Genomic DNA, 15,705 nt, shown 5'->3' with positions numbered 1-15,705 from the left:
CGAGGTCGTACTTGCCGACAGTGCTTGACCGCTGAATGTAGCAGTCTCCCGGGGCTAGCGGCCCAGCCTGAGCATGACGTGCCACCAAGCTTGGCTTCCCCTAGTCTGGCGAGTTCTCACCCCACTCGCACCAGGGCGGAGGTACGCTCACCTTCCGCACGACGACTGAAGGACTCTCATGGCCATCATCAAACAGGCGCAGCGACAAACACTCGGCCAGCTGATCGGCGCCAATAATCCCATCGTCACCGTCCCCGATGACAGCCAGCGCCAATACGCCTGGACAAAAAAGGAAGTCGATGTTTTTTGGGCAGACATCGAGAAGTTCAAGGAGTCTCGCGAAAGCGGGCGCGAATCATCAGCAGAGTACTTCATAGGTCCCGTTGTTACCATCACTGTCGACTCGAAACAGGGACGCTCGCTACTTGACGGCCAACAGCGCCTGACGACATCCACGATCCTCATTGCGGCGATCAGAGACATACTTTGGGGAATGAGATCACCTGAAGGAATATCGACCGCGAACAATATCCAGCGAGACTACATAGCACGCAAGTCGGGCCGCAAGGAGCCGATGGAGTACTTCCTTGTCCTTTCTCTTTTTGATCGCGACTTCTTTCGCGATCACATCCAAGATTGGAGTGAAATTACCGGCACTTGCACTAAAATTGAGAAGCCTGGACGACCCTCACATCATCTCATTTTAGATGCGTATAACAATTTTCGATCCAAGATTAGCAATCGACTACAAGCCTACGTCGAAGACGAGGCACGCATGGACTACCTCGACGCACTGCGCGAATGCTTGATCAACGGTCTGGTATTCGTTGAGATCCAGACCCCGTCATCAGGTGACGCCAACGAGGTATTCGAAACCATCAACTCCCGAGGAAAGGATCTTTCCACCGTAGACCTCGTTCGCAACTTCTTGATGGAGAAAGGTAGGAGCGAGCACGAGAAAACTCGAGTAAATGATGCGTGGCGATCTCTTTTGGATGGATTTGAACGCCGGGAAGAGATTGAAAAATTTTTGCGCCACTTCTGGGTTTCAAAGCATGGTGACGTAAAGTCTCATAGTCTTTATGCGACCATTCGGAAAGATCTTAGCGCCCATTTCGACAAGCGTCCACAATTGTATGGCGTCGGGGCCTTTTCTGCCGAACTCGAAGGTGCCGCCGGCCGGTACGCGGAATTGATTACAGGCAGCACCGGTGATGTTGATTTCGACGCCGCCTTGAACGAGATCAAAGCTATGAGCGCGGACGCCCTTTACCCACTCTTGCTGTCTGCCTCAGGAGGGCATTCATACCCGCAGCTGCAAATTCTAATAGAAGCTTCCATAAGCTACTACGTACGATGGACGGTGGTCGGCCGTAGGGAGTCCACCCTTCTCGAGGAGAACGTGTTTAGCGCAGCCAAAGAGCTTTCTAGAGGCGCCAGCTTAGAAGGTGTGCTACAGAAGGTCTTCGGCTGGATTCCGGACGATGAGACCTTTAAGGCCGATTTCCTCGAAGCCTCAATCCCCAAGCCGTCTCAAGCTCGGTATCTCCTGACAAAAATGGAGCAGCACCTGCGCCTCAAGAACGACGTTCATGAAGAACTAGTGATGGGGGATGGGAAGGTTCATGTTGATAATATCTACCCCCAGAAGCCGAGCATTGAGCTGATTCTCGATGATCACCAAGATTGGGTCAGCAGGCTGGGGAACCTAACGCTTCTTACAGGGAAGAAGAACCAGGCGCTGTCTGGTCTCGCTTTTCCGGAGAAAGCCGACCTCTACACCAACTCTGCACTTCTCATCTCCGCACAAACGGAGATCGATACATTGTGGGATCGCCAGAACGGGAAATGGCGAGTCGACGGCATTAAGGCTCGCCAAGCCAAGTTGGCTGGGTATGCCCTTGAAGTGTGGCCTGACGGCAGTCGCTGGGCGTAAACGGCTCTGCTGAGAGGTCGCTTGAGGAGCGTTGCTGCCAGGGTCGCGTGTGGGCTGTCGAAGGGCGGCCCACAGCGACAAGTAGCGACCTGTGGGAGGCCAGCTCGGTGACCGTGAGGCCGGCGTTTCTCCTCAGGTCGCGAGCCGTCGCGTCACGTTCTCGCGAGCGGCCTGGGCGGAGGAGGACAGGGAGAGAGACATGAGCGGGCCGAGGAAACTTTCTGTCAGTGGATCTCGTACTCGTCGTGTGGGACTGCGCGCTTCCATACTGCCTCGAAGGCGTCCGAGCACTGCTTGACGATGTGCGACTCCGTGCGCAGTTCGTTGGGCGTGCAACTCCAATCGCCGTCGCCCGAGAAGTGGTTGAAGAGGACCTGTGTGTCGTCGAAGATCCACAGGTCGGCGCCGGGCAGCATCAGGTCGGCCGCCCGCCTACGGGTAGCCAGCGAACGAGTTCGCCTGCGTGCAGGTTGACGACGGTTCCGGCGTGCTCGTAACGGATGTAGTCGGTGACCGGCTCGGACACGACACGGGCACGTCGTAGGACCCGCGCCAGAAAGCCACATGGCGCTCAGGTTCATCGCTACGACCAGCGATGAGGGCGCCGGCTCCGGCCCTGTTCGCCGGTTCAGGCAAGCCTGTGTTCCCATCGCAACGAGGGGCTCTCGCCGATCCAGTGCGAGCGATGCTTGGTCGTGATCTTCCTACCGCCGATCCAGTAGGTGTGCACGCGGTCTGTGATGTGGAGTCGTACGGCGCTGATGTCTGGTTTCCCGGCGTCCTGCCAGGCCGTGAGGGCCTGCTCAACGTCGTCCCACAGGGCCACGGGCCCTCCCTGACTGACCGTCCAACCGGACGTGTCCTCCGTGAAAGCCGCGAAGGACTCCCGGTCGGGGTCGAAGAGGTAGAGAAAGGGGGTGCCATCGCTTCCCGTGGCGCGTACGAGCTGGGCGGTCGGCGCGGCGAGTTGAGCGAGGAAGGCCGGCATCCACTCGTCCAGCAGGGTGGGCGGTACCTTCACCAGACGTTCCGTGTCCGGGTACGCAGTGCGGGCCGACAGGTCCCCGGCCAACGGTGGGGTGGCCTGGGAGCGAGCTTGCATGAAGGAGGAGCGGCCGACGATCCGCCCTTCGGCGCTGCCATCCTCGTTCACGGTGATCTTCGCCAGGCCGGTGCCGTACGGCCAGGAGCCGACTGTGCTGAGAATGATGCCGCCGGGCTTGGTCTGACGGACCCAGGTGTAGGGGATGCGGCGTACGGCACAGGCGGCGATCACTCGGTCGTAGGGAGCCCGGGCCGGGTGGCCGAGGAGGCCGTCACCTGTGACCGTCCACGTGGAGTATCCGGCGTCCTCCAGCGCGGCGTCCGCGCGGGCGGCTACCTGCGGATCCACTTCGACCGTGGTGACGTTGTCCTCACCGAGGCGATGGCACATCAGAGCGGTGGAGTAGCCGGTGCCGGTGCCGATCTCCAGCACCCTGTGGCCGTCCTCGAGCTGTAGGCCCTCGATCATGCCGACCACGGTCACGGGTGTGGTGGACGACGAGGTGGGAATCCCGGTGACGAAGTCGGCGGTCTGGTCAGCGGTCACGGAGCCGTCCAGTTGGGTGGCCAGGGATTGTTCGCTGTACGCGGTCTCGAGCCACTCCTTCGCGTCTGTGCCGAGCGCGTTGACCGGGCGCCAGCGTCCGCCATCCGCTGGAAGGAACACACCCGGATGCAGGAACAGCTCACGCGGGACGGCCTCGACCGCTGCACGCCACTGGGTACTCCTCAGGATTCCGGCGGCCTCCAGCCGGTCGGCGAGGGCGCGCCGCTGCGGAGCGCTATCGGGCAGGGGCATGTGCTTCTCCTTGAGTGAGCAGGTCGGCGAACGCCGCGGCCATGTGCAGTCCGGTCTTCTCCTCCAGCCATCCCCACTGGCCGTTGGGGTTCAGCTCCAACCAGTGGAACTCGCCGTCGTGGTCCAGAGCGAGGTCGAAGGATCCAGATACGAGGCCCAGGTGGTCGAGGTAGGCGAGAAGGGCCTTCTCAAGGGTGCCCGGCAGGTCTACCACGTGGTATCTGAGCAGGCTGTAGTCCTTGCGCCAGTCCAGGAGGCCGGAGTCGATGCGTACGGCGAACACGCGCCGTCCGACGATGAGGACTCGCAGGTCCGCGACTTTGTCCACACGGGCCTGGAACAGGTGCGGTGTGACGCGGACGGAGTCGTCCAGTTCCTCGGCGCGAACCGGCTCCGCCTGAAGTGAGGCCGACGCCGTCTCGCTGGTACGGCGTCCATCTCAGCGTTTTGTGGATGACCTCACCGTGTTCGTGGATGAACCGACGTGCCTCGTCGGGGTCGTTCGTCACGAGTGTGGGCGGAACCGTGAGGTCCATTCGTTGGGCGAGAGCCAGTTGGGCGGGCTTGTAGTCGGCAGCTGCGTTCCTGAGTGGATGATTGACCCACAGGCAGCCTGGTAAGGCGTACAGAATGCCGCCGAGCCCATAGCGGACCTGCGCGGCGGCGAACTGCGCGTCGGCGTCCGAAAGGTGCTCGAATCCGGGCCAGACGGGGCGGCGCCAGTACACCGCTCGCACGTGCTCCAGGCCGACCGTTCGCGACGGGGTTCGAATGTGCCCGGCCACTGGGGCCGGGCAGCTGCCGAGTCGTGCTGAGACCGTCAGGTCGGGACCGACGTCGGCAGGGTTGAAGCGGACCACTGGTACGCCGCGCCGGTTGAGGTGGGTGATCACCATGTCGGCGGTGATGTCGTTCTCCTCGGTGACCACCAGCACGGGCCTCTCCTCGGTCACAGCGTCAGTCCTTGTTGCTGTCCTGGTCGTGTCCTTGATCGGGCTGCGAGTCGAGGTTGGTGGAGGTGGACGTCTCCGTGCCGGAGCTGGTGCCGTGCTTGCCCATCTCGACCACTTGGCCCCGGTGGTCGCGGAAGACGCCGGTCTGTGTGGCCGGGTCGACCGTGACCACGGCGAACGGCAGCTTCACCGTCGTCGGGTAGGGGGCCAGACGGCCGACTCCCCATGGTCGGGCAGCGGTGATCTGGTGCGGCTTCGTGTGTGCCACGGATTCTCCTTCGAAAAGTCGTGTTCACGCTGTGACACTCAGTGAACGACAGGAGGTGCGCCGATCGGCAGGAAAGACCGTGCTCTCCCCGTCCGCCCTCAACCGGAAAAACTGACCCCTCCTTTACTCACGCCAGGATGACTACAGCGCCCCGCCCTTACGGTGGTTCGTGTGGCGGAGGCAAATGAGAAGTTCAAGGCACGCATGCGTGAACTCAGCTTCACGCAGGAGGAGTTGGCTGAGGCGATCAACGGGGCGATCGAGCAGGTCACCGGCAGGCAAGGCACCGTCTCGGTCCGAACGATCCACAATTTGGCGACGGGGAGAACCCGGTGGCCGCAGGCCAGACAACGACTGGCACTGGAGGCAGTATTCGGGTGTACGGCGATCGAGCTGGGGTTCACTCCCCACGCCAGGTCCTCCGTCAAGCAGCCAACACCCGAAAGCAGTCGGCACCACAAGGAGGAGCACGTGCTCCGCCGAACCTTCCTCACCACCGCCTCAGCCTCCGCTCTCTCGCCCATCGCGGGCCCGTCAAGCCTGCCGGGGCGCATCGGGCAGTCCGATGTGAACCGGCTCGCCGCCCAGTTCGCACTGATCATCGCCAACGACAACAAGGCCGGCGGAACCGATCAGGTCGAAGCGGCAGCGCTCGCTTGGTCCCAGCGTGTGCTGCACCTCCAGGACACACGGCCCGCCTCACAACGCGTGCGCGGACAGCTCTACGGCCTCGCCGCGGCCTTCACCGGCTCCGCCTTGTGGGCCGCGATCGACGGCGGACGGCTTGACCGGGCCCGACAGCATCTGAGCGAGGCAATCGCTCTCGCCGGCCTTTCCGGCGATTCCGCGATCCAGTTCCGCGTCTGGGGACATGCTGGAGCGTTCTACCGGCACCAGGGCCAGTACGCCGACGCACTCGCGGCCGACGAAGCCGCGAAACGTACCCGCGCCGCCCGCGACCCCCTCTTTGCCTCCCTCGCCCACGCGCGTGCGGCCGTGCACCACGCCGACGTGCGCAACCGCCAGGCCGCCGTGCGCTCCCTCGGCATCGCCGAGGCCAATCTGGGCCGGGCCGAGACCGGGGCGCAACGCCCCGCGTGGCTGCGGTTCTACGACTCGGCCGAGTTCCACCTCCTCGCCCTCACGACAAGCACCACGCTCGGCTTGTGGGAAGAAGCAGAGGCACACGCCCACCACACGCTGGCGAGACTTCGGCCGGACCTGAAGCGCAACCGGGCCCTCACCCACGCCTATCTCGCCCAAGCCCAGCTCGGCCAGCATGAGCCCGAACTCGCCGTGTCCACAGCAAACAAGATCCCCGCCCCAGCTCGACACGGACGCACCGCCCGTCTGCTGAACACCTTCGGACACCGGCTCCACGCCCTCGTCCCAGACTCCCCCGCCACTCGCGAGTGGTTCGAAACGGAGCTCCTGTGAGCCTTGAGTTGCGCCGTCACACCGCCGTCGAGCGCGTGCGCCGGACGATCGTCAACATCCATGTCGAGGTCCGTCAGCGCGACTTGGGCCTCACGGGTCCCTTCTACTCCGCCGAACGCTTCGACGAGCGGCTGACAGGACACAGCTCGCTGCCCGGGTGGGAGACAGTCGTCGCCTACGACGGGACCGAGCCCGCCGGTTTCGCGTACGCCACCCCGTTGGGCCCCGGCACTCGCTGGTGGCGAGCCATGACGACCCCACTGCCCGACGGGTACACGGAAGAGACGGGCAAGCGCACGCTCGCGCTGAACGAGATCGTGGTCCGGCGCCCGTGGCGCGGGACCGGCCTGGCCCTCCGCATCCACGAGGAACTTCTGGCCGGCAGAGAAGAGGACCGGGTCACACTGTTGGTCAATCCGAAGGCGGGAGAAGGCAAGGTCCAAGCCGTCTACGAGCGCTGGGGCTACGAGAAGATCGGCGAGCAGCAGCCGTTCGCGGACTCCCCGGTCTTCGCCTCGATGATGCGCGATCCGCTGCACCAGGTATGAACTGTCAGCCGACCCGAAGCTCCATGACAGACTCGCCAGACGCTCCACGAGGTACTCGACAATCTGCCACCCGAGTCAGACAAACAGCGCACCGTCGTCCTTGGCGACCTCGCTGCGGTCGAAGCCGCGGACGGCAGACCGGAGGAAGCGTGCAGATACGCCGTCACGGCCCTCGACCAGTTGGCCATCACCTGGTACGCCACCGGCATGGATCGCATCCGCGAGGTCCGGCGCACGCTCGCTCCCTGGCCACGTCCCGTACTCCCGGGTCTCGTCAACAAGACACTCGCCCCGTCGAACACCACCGCACGAATCATGCTCCGCAGGTTAGACGGTCCTGAACGACGGGCGAAGCGGCCCCTTTCGACCAGCGGTGGTCTCAGCCTCGGACGGTGAACGTTCATGATCGAGGGTGTCGGGGACGTTTCAAAGCGGCCTCCCAGACGCGGGTGTCCGAGACCTTGGATCCGGCCTCCGTTCCTCCGCGAGCGGCTGTAGGCCCACCACCGCCAAGAGCTCCAGGCGTTGCGCGTCCTCACTGTCCGGGGCTGCTGTGTAGATCATGATGCGGAGGTCGCTGCCTGTGACGGTGAGGATGTCGCAGTCGAGGGTGATGGGGCCCGTTTGGGGGTGGTCGATGATGACCGAGGCCTGGTGGTAGCCCACGAAACGTCTTCGGCACCGTGCGGGTCACCCACGCGTTCCTGCCGCTGCTGCGCCGCTCCCCCGCCCCCGTCGTCGTCAACGTCAGCAGCGGTCAGGCCTCCCTGAGCCGCGTCGCTGACGCGGACACCCCGGCGTACGCCTATCCGGGCGTCGCCTACCCGGCCTCGAAGAGCGCGGTCAACATGATCACCTTGCAGTTCGCGAAGGCGTTCCCGGGCATGCGGATCAACGCGGTGGAGCCCGGCTTCACCAAGACCGACCTCAACGGGAACACCGGCGTCCAGAGTGTCGAGGAGGGCGCCGAGATCATCGTCCGGATGGCGCGGGTGGGCCCCGACGGGCCGACCGGGAGCTTTCTCGACGCGGAGGGGCCGCTGCCCTGGTAGCCCTGCTGGGCCTGGTCCGGAGCAGTGTGACCGACGCCACGGGAACTGCCTCCTCCTGCCCGGAGAGGTAGATGTGTGAGGTCCATCAGAGAGATCGCAGAGGCCGAGGACGACGATGACGGCGGGCGGTTGCGCGGGCGGGTGCGGAGCGGGGAGCGGGCGGCTTTCGCCGAGCTCTACGAGTCGTACGCGACGGCCGTGTACAACCACGCGCTCCGGCTGACCGGGGACTGGTCGCTGGCCGAGGAGGTCATGTCGGAGACGTTTCTCGCCGCCTGGCGGGGGCGGGGCGAGGTGGCCGTCGAGGGTGGGACGTTGCGGCCGTGGTTGTTCGGCATCGCCACCAACAAGGCACGCAACGCCGACCGGGGTCTTCGGCGACGGCTCGCCTTTCTCGCCCGGCGGGCCGGAGCCGACGCCGGAGCCGACGCGGTTGTGGGGGACTTCGCCGAGGAGGTCGCCGGGCGGATCGACGACGCCCGTCGGCTCGCCGAAGTGCGGCGGGTGCTGGGGCGGCTCAGGCGGCACGAGCGGGAGGTCATCGCCCTGTGCGTGTGGGGCGGGCTCGACTACGCGCAGGCCGCCGAGGCCCTCGGGGTGCCGGTGGGGACCGTCCGGTCACGGTTGTCCCGGGCTCGGGCCCGGCTGCGGGAGATCGTCGAGCGGGAGGCCGGGGAGCCGGGGCGTACCGGACGGTCTGCGGGACGGCCCGCGGGACGACGTACGGAACCCCGCCCCCGTCGCGGAGAGGTAGAGAGTGAGACCGCGTTCGCGGTCCTGCCCATTCAGGAGGAAGCCCGATGAACTCCACTCCGGTCGGACCCGAGCAGGAGCGACTCGAAGAACTCCGGGAACTGGAGGGGCTGTTGCCCGCCGGTCCCGCCGAGCAGGTGCTGCCTCCCGGGCGTCGCTCCCATCACATGGACGTTCTGATGCAGCTCATCGACAAAGACGGCGGAAGCCTCAGCGGTAGCGGCGGTGAAAGCCGCACCGGTGACAGCAACACCTATGACAGCAGCCGCGGTCACCTCGGCGCTCGCCCCTGCGGCGGCGATCCGTACCTCTTCCGGGGGCGACGGTGGTCGCGGCCCGCTCTCGTCGCCGGTGTCGTCGCCGCCGCGTTGGCCGCCGGGCTCACGGCCGGGATCGGCTCGGGGCAGGATGGCGGTGGAACGGCGGCGCGGCCCGGTGCGAGCAGCACGGCGGGCGGGAGCCGCAGCGCCGTCGTGACCCTCGACCGTATCGCCGCCGTCGCCATGCGGACGGACGTCGAGCGCGTGGGCGACGGTCAGTTCGTCTACGTGCGCAGCACGGGTGCCGGGAACGAGGGTGCCTTCGACGGGCCCGTCAAGCTCGGGAAGACGCACGAGCGGCAGGTGTGGTTCTCGCAGCGGCAGGGGCCTGTGACCGATGTCGGGCTGATCCGTGAGAACGGACAGGACTGGCCGATCGAGGTGGGCGTGCCGGACGGTACGGACCCGAAGGACGCGGCGGTGGCGGCGGGCTTCGACCGGCCCACCTACGCCTGGCTCGCCTCCCTGCCGACCGATCCCGACGCCCTGCTGAAGCTGCTCTACGCCGACACCCGTGTCGAGAAGGGGGAGGACAGGGATCAGGTGGTCTTCGGCCGGATCGGTGATCTCGTCGGGGAGCAGATCATGCCGTCCGCGACGGCTGCCGCGTTCTACCGGGCCACCGCCCGGATCGCCGGTGTGACCGAGGTGGCCGACGCGGTGGACGCCGCCGGCCGGCACGGCATCGCCATCGCCCGGGAGGACACCCGGCACGGGACCCGCACCGAGTGGATCTTCGATCCCCGCACCCTCGACTACCTCGGCGTACGCACCGTCTTCAGCCGCGACACCGAGCGGGCCAAGGCGGGCACGGTCTACGACACGAGCGCGGTGCTGGAGCGGGCCGTCGTGGACAAGCGCGGGCAGACGCCGGGCGAGCGCCGGCGGGCCCGGCGAGGCTAGCCGCAACGCCGCCGGGCTTGGCCTGTGCCTCGGCTCGGGCTTGGTTCGACGGCGGTCTTGAGCTCGGGCTGGGGCTCGGTTCGACGGCGGGCTTTAGTTCGGGCTCGGGTTCGGGTTCGGCTTGAGCTCGGGCTCGGGCTTGGTTCGACGGCGGGCTTGAGTTCGGGCTCGGGTTCGACAGCGGGCTCGGGCTCGGGCTTGGTTCGACGGCGGGCTCGGGCTCGACGGCGGGCTCGGGCTCGGTTCGGCGGCGGGCTCGGGAGAGAGGCGGGCTGTGGCCGCCGCCTCGGCGCTCTCCCGAGCCCTTCAGACGTCAGCCGCTCGTCATCCGCCCAGCTGCCTGCGGTCGCCCCTCGTGCCGCCCGTGATCTGGATACGGCGCGGCTTGGCCTGTTCGGCCACCGGGATGCGCAGGGTCAGGACGCCGGCCTCGTAGGACGCGTCGATGCGCTCCGTGTCGAGGGTCTCGCCCAGGAAGAGCTGGCGGGTGAAGGTGCCGGCCGGACGCTCGGCGACGATCAGCTCCGCTCCTTCGGGGGCGGGGGAACGGCGCTCGGCGCGCACGTTCAGGACGTTGCGTTCCACGTCCAGTTCGATCGTCTCCGGGTCGATGCCGGGGAGGTCGAAGTGGACGAGGAAGTCGTCGCCCGAGCGGTAGGCGTCCATCGCCATCGCGGCGGGGTGGTGGTCGGTGCCGGTAGCCGTCCCGGGGCCGAAGAACTGCTGGGCGAGCCGGTCGAATTCACGGAACGGGTCGGTACGCATGAGCATCACGGGTCACTCCTTCCAGAGGTTCTGTCAGGCGATGCCTCATGCCTTCTTATATAGCTCGAACGAGGAAAGTTGACAAGCCTCGGCTCACCTTCGTCGTGTCGGTGAGGCATCGGGTTAGCCTCGGGCCAGTCGAAGCCGACCGATGAGAAGAAGGCAGGCAGACATGGTGAGGGTTCCCAGTGCGGTGATCGCCGCGGGCGGGCTGGTCGGCGGGTACGGCGTGGCCCGGTGGACGAGGCAGCGGCCGCTGGGCGGGGTCGTCCTCGCCGTCGCGGGGGCCGCGGCCGCGCGGCAGTGGCAGCAGCAGGCGGGCGGAAAGGCCGCGGGGGCACTGACCGCCACGTACGTCGCCGCCTTCGCGGGGTCGCATCCGCTGGCGAAGAGGGTGGGGGCCTGGCCGTCGGTGTTCGGCGTGGCGGGCGCGGTCGCCCTCGCGTCCTGGGCGGTCGCGGACCGGCGGGGCTGAGCCAGGGGTCACGCGGGGCCGGAGACCTACCGGCCCAGCGCCGACCGCAACGTCACCCCGTGCCGTCGGCGCAGTCGCCGTATCTCCCACACCGACAGCAGCGTCACCGACAGCGGGCCGCCCACCAGGAAGCCGTAGAGGACGAGCGGTGGGGCGGCCACCTCCGGGTCGTCCAGCAGGCCCAGGCCGAAGAGCGACCAGACCAGGAGCGGGGAGATCAGAGCCGGCAGCAGGTCGTGGACGTCGCCGAGGCGGAAGCAGGAGTTGAAGGCGTAGACCAGGGCCACCACGGTGACGGGGATCGCGAGGAGCAGGGCGGCGGCGCAGGCGAGGGTGCCGAGGGCGAACACCACGATCAGCAGGATGCCGAAGAGGATGCCGTGGTAGTCGAAGTCGGACGGCGCGATGATCTCGCCCTTCAGCAGCCGGACCAGGAACCAGCACACCGCGGCGCCGAGCGCGATCGCGAACACCGAGAGCAGCGGGCCCAGCAGGCGACGCGCGTACACCCGGCCGAGCGGTGAGCGGGCCGTGGCGATGAACGCCGTCACGGCGACGAAGGCCGTGCCGAAGGTGATCCCGCAGCCGATCAGCAGCTCCTCCAGCTTGTCCATGACGAACTTCTCGCGCCCCTCCCGCAGGGGATACGCCATCAGCAGCCACACCGTCGCGGCCAGCCCCACCGCTGTCCGGGCCCATGCCAGGACGCGCACCGTGGGGTCGTCCACCCGGTCGGCACGGGAGGGTTCGGCCAGGGCCGAGGCGACGGCGAGCGGGTTGGGCAGGGCGCGCAGCGCGCCGGAGCGGCCCGGGCTGCCGGTGTTCACGTGAGATCTCCCCCGAGTACGTGGCACGGTTCACGCGTTTGCGCGTGCCACGGCGCGCCACCTTATACGATCTTCATCTCTCGGGTCACCGCCCCTCTGCCCGCCTCTCCTCCCACCCCTTCGCCCGGCCCTTCCACCGACCGGCACGCCCACCCGTACCCCTGCGGCCTCGTCCACGCCATCTTGCGGAGGCACTCGCGCAACGCCGTCCGGCAGCCGAAACCCGCCTGAGGGTCGATGAGTTGCACGGCGTGCGCCGTCGGGGTGCAGTCGGTCAGGTTTTCGTTATCGGCCCCACCCCTCGTCCGTCTCCGCGTCATGCACCTGCAACCGCACCAGACTCGACCCCGACGGATCGCCCCGCGACAGATCAGCCGCCGCGGACTGCTGAAGGCCGCGGGCATGGCGGCCGGAGCCGTCGGTGTGGCCGCGGCCGTCCCCGCCGCGCCCGCCGCCGCGGCCGGATACGCGCACCCGGGCCTCCTGCACACCGGCGCCGATCTGGCCCGGATGGCCGCCAAGGTGAAGGCCGGCGCCGGGCCCTACACGGCCGGATACGCCCGGCTCACCGCCAACCGGCACGCGCAGAGCGGCTGGACGGCCAATCCACAGGCCACCGTGTACCGGGGCTCGGGCTCGCCCCAGAACTACGCGATCCTCTACAACGACCTCCACGCCGCCTACCAGAACGGTCTGCGCTTCCACGTCAGCGGTGACAGCGCGTACGCCGACACCGCCGTCGCGATCCTCAACGCCTGGTCGGCGAAGCTCACTTCGCTCGCGGGCTCCGCCGACCGGTTCCTGGCGGCCGGGCTGTACGGCTACCAGGCCGCCAACGCCGCCGAACTCGTCCGCGACCACGCCGGCTTCGAGCTCGAGCGTTTCCAGAAGATGCTGACCACCGTCTTCTCGCCGCTCAGCGAGAGCTTCCTCGTCGAACACAACGGCGCCGTGGTCACCAACTACTGGCCCAACTGGGACCTCACCGCCATGGCCTGCGTCCTCGCCACCGGCATCTTCTGCGACGACAGCGCCAAGGTGGAGCAGGCCGTCCAGTACTTCAAGAACGGCTCCGGGCTCGGCGCCGTCAGGAAGGCCGTCCCGGTCGTGCACGACGACGGTCTCGGCGAGTGGCTGGAGGCCGGCCGGGACCAGGGGCACGCGCTGCTCGGCGTGGGCCTCATGGGCACCTTCTGCGAGATGGCCTGGAACCAGGGCATCGACCTCTACGGGTACGACGACAGCCGCTTCCTCAAGGGCGCCCAGTACGTGGCCAAGTGGAGCCTCGGCGGGGATGTCGCCTACACGGCCAACACCCGGGCCAAGGGCGCGGTGGGCGGCTGGTCGGGCAGCGAGACGGCCTCCGGGGCGGCGGGCGTCGACCCGGCGATGACCCGGCCGGTCTGGGCGATGATCGCCAACCACTACACCGGGCGCCGGGGACTGTCCGCCCCGTACCTCACCCGGATCGCCGCCGAGGCGGCACCCGAGGGGGGCGGCGGGGACTACGGCCCCAACAGCGGCGGCTACGACCAACTCGGCTTCGGCACGCTGGCGTTCACCCGGGACCGGGCGACGACGACCGCGGGCGGCGGCTCCTCGGACACCTCGTCCACGTCGGCGTCCGCATCCGAGGTCCCGTCCACGTCCTCGTCCACGTCCTCGGCCGCGTCCGGGGCCGCAGCGGGTGGGGCGGCGGCGCCCTCCGCCTCGGCGGGCCACGGCACGGCGAAGGCCGCCGCTCCGAAGAGCGGCGGCCTCGCGTCCACCGGTTCCACCGACCTCGTCGCCTGGACCGCGACCACCGGCCTCACCGCCCTGGCGGGCGGCCTGCTGTTGCTGCGCCGACGGGGACGGGCCCGGGGCGGCGAACAGTAGAAGACCCCGCAGGCGGACTCAGGCGGTCGCCCGCGCCCATGACCTCGGACGATCGCCGCGCGAGCGCACTCAGGCGGTCGCCCGCGTGCGGCGGACTCAGGCAGCCACCCGCGCGACCGGCCGCGGGAGGCCGCCCGCACGACCGGCCGCGGGAGGCCGCCCGCGCCGATGACCTCACGCGGTCGCCTTGCGGGAGCGGTCTCCCTCGGTCGACTCGCTGACCTTCGTCGCCGCCGTCAGGGGCTTGGCGATGTCCTCCAGGGAGCGCCCCTCGGCCTTGACCGCCAGGAACGCCGCCACCAGGCCCGCCGCACACATCAGGGTCGCGCCGATGCAGAAGGCGAGGACCGTGTCGCCGACCTTGCCCGTGTCGGTGAGGTCGGCGAACAGCAGGGGGCCGCTGATGCCGCCGGCGGCGGTGCCGAGGGCGTAGAAGAAGGCGATGGACATCGCGCGGGTCTCCATCGGGAAGACCTCCGACACCGTCAGATAGGCGCTCGACGCGCCCGCCGACGCGAAGAACAGCACCGCGCACCAGCAGGCCGTCATCGTCGTCGCGTTCAGCGAGCCCTGGTCGAACAGCCAGGCCGTGCCGAACAGCAGCACACCGGAGAGCAGGTACGTCGAGGAGATCATCACCCGTCGGCCCACCGTGTCGAACAGCTTGCCCAGCAGCAGCGGACCGCAGAAGTTGCCGATCGCGATGACGGCGAAGTAGTAGCCGGTGCTGCCGCTCGGCACGTCGAAGAACTTGGTGAGGATGGCGCCGAAGCCGAAGGTGATCGCGTTGTAGAGGAACGCCTGTCCGATGAAGAGCGAGAAGCCGAGGACCGAGCGGCGCCGGTAGTCGGAGAACACCGTGCGGGCGATCTCGACGAAGGAGACGGTGCGGCGCTGATGGATCGTGAGCTCGCCCTCGGCCCGCGGCAGCCGCTCCCCCTTGTCCTCCTCGATGTTCTTCTCGATCGAGGTGACGATCTCCTCGGCCTCCCGGTCCCGGCCGTGGATCAGCAGCCAGCGTGGGCTCTCCGGGACGTGCCGCCGTACGAGCAGGATCACCAGGGCGAGGACGGCGCCCAGCGCGAACGTCAGCCGCCAGCCCACGTCCGCCGCGAAGATGTCGGTGTTCAGCGCGACGATCGACAGCAGCGAACCGCCGACCGCGCCCAGCCAGAAGCTGCCGTTGATGATCAGGTCGACCCGGCCCCGGTACTGCGCCGGGATCAGCTCGTCGATCGCGGAGTTGATGGCCGCGTACTCGCCACCGATGCCGAAGCCGGTGAGGAACCGGAACAGCAGGAACCACCAGGTGTCGAAGGACACCGCCGTCAGGGCCGTGGCCGCCAGATACACCGCGAGGGTGATCATGAACAGCTTCTTGCGGCCCCACTTGTCGGTGAGCCGGCCCCAGAAGAGGGCACCGACGCACGCACCGGCCACGTACAGCGCGGCCGCGACGCCGGTGACCTGCCCGGAGGTGATCGGCAGGCCGCTGCCCGGCTCCGACAGCCGGGCAGCGATGTTCCCTACGACCGTGACCTCCAGGCCGTCCAGGATCCACACGGTGCCCAGACCGAAGACGATGGTCCAGTGCCACCGCGACCAGGGGAGCCGGTCGAGGCGGGCGGGGATGTCAGTGGTGATCGTGCGGTCCTTCTCGGCCGGCACGGCAGCTTCGGCGCTGGTCATGGGCTCCCTCCTCGGCACGCCCCGCTTCGAGCGGAACGCCGGTCGTGTTCCCGCGACC

12 protein-coding genes and 4 pseudogenes are annotated in these 15,705 nt (G+C 67.7%); 8 read left to right on the top strand and 8 right to left on the bottom strand.

The genetic code is table 11. The annotated features are described in order from the left end of the window. Positions 1 to 178 precede the first annotated feature (178 nt). Positions 179 to 1,936, top strand: coding sequence for a DUF262 domain-containing protein (locus ACFWBB_RS14375; protein ID WP_385270756.1), 1,758 nt, complete (start codon positions 179 to 181; stop codon positions 1,934 to 1,936). A 224-nt stretch (positions 1,937 to 2,160) separates the two neighbouring features. On the opposite strand, the pseudogene ACFWBB_RS14370 reads toward ACFWBB_RS14375, so the two are convergent. The 4 genes and pseudogenes from ACFWBB_RS14370 to tgmA form a co-directional block, all read right to left on the bottom strand. Further along, positions 2,161 to 2,483: pseudogene (locus ACFWBB_RS14370) on the bottom strand (DUF6879 family protein); the annotation flags it as partial. Positions 2,484 to 2,564: 81 nt separating this feature from the next. After that, positions 2,565 to 3,779 (bottom strand): ATP-grasp peptide maturase system methyltransferase, encoded by a 1,215-nt coding sequence (tgmC, locus tag ACFWBB_RS14365; protein ID WP_385270753.1) that lies wholly within the window; start codon positions 3,777 to 3,779, stop codon positions 2,565 to 2,567. After that, a pseudogene (gene tgmB, locus ACFWBB_RS14360) lies at positions 3,763 to 4,732 on the bottom strand (ATP-grasp ribosomal peptide maturase). The gene tgmC and the pseudogene tgmB overlap by 17 nt, the downstream one beginning before the upstream one ends. 4 nt (positions 4,733 to 4,736) lie before the next feature. Further along, positions 4,737 to 5,000, bottom strand: a complete 264-nt coding sequence (gene tgmA / locus ACFWBB_RS14355) for a putative ATP-grasp-modified RiPP (protein WP_385270750.1) — start codon at positions 4,998 to 5,000, stop codon at positions 4,737 to 4,739. A 171-nt stretch (positions 5,001 to 5,171) separates the two neighbouring features. Here tgmA and ACFWBB_RS14350 point away from each other — a divergent pair, with 171 nt between their 5' ends. Further along, positions 5,172 to 6,437 (top strand): hypothetical protein, encoded by a 1,266-nt coding sequence (locus ACFWBB_RS14350; RefSeq protein ID WP_385270747.1) that lies wholly within the window; start codon positions 5,172 to 5,174, stop codon positions 6,435 to 6,437. After that, entirely contained in the window at positions 6,434 to 6,985 is a 552-nt protein-coding gene (locus ACFWBB_RS14345) for an N-acetyltransferase (RefSeq protein WP_385270744.1), read from the top strand. Before ACFWBB_RS14350 ends, ACFWBB_RS14345 begins: the two co-directional genes overlap by 4 nt. A gap of 426 nt (positions 6,986 to 7,411) precedes the next feature. On the opposite strand, the pseudogene ACFWBB_RS14340 reads toward ACFWBB_RS14345, so the two are convergent. Then, positions 7,412 to 7,651 (bottom strand): annotated as a pseudogene (locus tag ACFWBB_RS14340) (hypothetical protein); the annotation flags it as partial. A gap of 2 nt (positions 7,652 to 7,653) precedes the next feature. Between ACFWBB_RS14340 and ACFWBB_RS14335 the strand changes: the two are divergent. The 3 genes and pseudogenes from ACFWBB_RS14335 to ACFWBB_RS14325 form a co-directional block, all read left to right on the top strand. After that, positions 7,654 to 8,037, top strand: a pseudogene (locus ACFWBB_RS14335) (SDR family NAD(P)-dependent oxidoreductase); the annotation flags it as partial. Positions 8,038 to 8,166: 129 nt separating this feature from the next. After that, positions 8,167 to 8,841, top strand: coding sequence for an RNA polymerase sigma factor (locus ACFWBB_RS14330; protein ID WP_385270859.1), 675 nt, complete (start codon positions 8,167 to 8,169; stop codon positions 8,839 to 8,841). After that, complete coding sequence (locus ACFWBB_RS14325; protein WP_385270741.1) at positions 8,838 to 10,013, top strand: CU044_5270 family protein; 1,176 nt, start codon at positions 8,838 to 8,840, stop codon at positions 10,011 to 10,013. The genes ACFWBB_RS14330 and ACFWBB_RS14325 overlap by 4 nt, the downstream gene beginning before the upstream one ends. A gap of 324 nt (positions 10,014 to 10,337) precedes the next feature. On the opposite strand, the gene ACFWBB_RS14320 is transcribed toward ACFWBB_RS14325, so the two are convergent. Continuing rightward, positions 10,338 to 10,784 (bottom strand): Hsp20/alpha crystallin family protein, encoded by a 447-nt coding sequence (locus tag ACFWBB_RS14320; RefSeq protein WP_385270738.1) that lies wholly within the window; start codon positions 10,782 to 10,784, stop codon positions 10,338 to 10,340. 166 nt (positions 10,785 to 10,950) lie between these two features. On the opposite strand from ACFWBB_RS14320, the gene ACFWBB_RS14315 reads away from it, so the two are divergent. Beyond that, on the top strand, positions 10,951 to 11,253 hold the full coding sequence (locus ACFWBB_RS14315; protein ID WP_385270735.1) for a hypothetical protein: 303 nt from the start codon (positions 10,951 to 10,953) through the stop codon (positions 11,251 to 11,253). A 26-nt stretch (positions 11,254 to 11,279) separates the two neighbouring features. On the opposite strand, the gene ACFWBB_RS14310 is transcribed toward ACFWBB_RS14315, so the two are convergent. Continuing rightward, complete coding sequence (locus ACFWBB_RS14310) at positions 11,280 to 12,080, bottom strand: hypothetical protein (protein ID WP_385270732.1); 801 nt, start codon at positions 12,078 to 12,080, stop codon at positions 11,280 to 11,282. A gap of 402 nt (positions 12,081 to 12,482) precedes the next feature. Here ACFWBB_RS14310 and ACFWBB_RS14305 point away from each other — a divergent pair, with 402 nt between their 5' ends. Continuing rightward, positions 12,483 to 13,958 carry an alginate lyase family protein gene (locus ACFWBB_RS14305; protein WP_385270729.1) on the top strand — a complete coding sequence of 492 codons (1,476 nt, stop codon included), beginning with the start codon at positions 12,483 to 12,485 and terminating at the stop codon, positions 13,956 to 13,958. Between the two features lie 174 nt (positions 13,959 to 14,132). Here ACFWBB_RS14305 and ACFWBB_RS14300 read toward each other — a convergent pair whose 3' ends face one another. Further along, positions 14,133 to 15,647, bottom strand: a complete 1,515-nt coding sequence (locus ACFWBB_RS14300; protein ID WP_385270726.1) for an MFS transporter — start codon at positions 15,645 to 15,647, stop codon at positions 14,133 to 14,135. Between the last annotated feature and the right edge of the window lie 58 nt (positions 15,648 to 15,705).

Source organism: Streptomyces sp. NPDC060000 (assembly GCF_042737375.1).
Lineage (GTDB): Bacteria > Actinomycetota > Actinomycetes > Streptomycetales > Streptomycetaceae > Streptomyces.
The sequence above is the reverse complement of the archived record's forward strand: the minus strand, read 5'-3'. Positions and strand labels throughout refer to the sequence as shown.

Coding starts and splice junctions, on each gene's coding strand:
- ACFWBB_RS14375 (WP_385270756.1), top strand. CDS start 179: ATGGCCATCATCAAACAGGCGCAGCGACAAACACTCGGCCAGCTGATC.
- tgmC (WP_385270753.1), bottom strand. CDS start 3,779: ATGCCCCTGCCCGATAGCGCTCCGCAGCGGCGCGCCCTCGCCGACCGG.
- ACFWBB_RS14325 (WP_385270741.1), top strand. CDS start 8,838: ATGAACTCCACTCCGGTCGGACCCGAGCAGGAGCGACTCGAAGAACTC.
- ACFWBB_RS14320 (WP_385270738.1), bottom strand. CDS start 10,784: ATGCTCATGCGTACCGACCCGTTCCGTGAATTCGACCGGCTCGCCCAG.
- ACFWBB_RS14315 (WP_385270735.1), top strand. CDS start 10,951: ATGGTGAGGGTTCCCAGTGCGGTGATCGCCGCGGGCGGGCTGGTCGGC.
- ACFWBB_RS14305 (WP_385270729.1), top strand. CDS start 12,483: ATGGCGGCCGGAGCCGTCGGTGTGGCCGCGGCCGTCCCCGCCGCGCCC.
- ACFWBB_RS14300 (WP_385270726.1), bottom strand. CDS start 15,647: ATGACCAGCGCCGAAGCTGCCGTGCCGGCCGAGAAGGACCGCACGATC.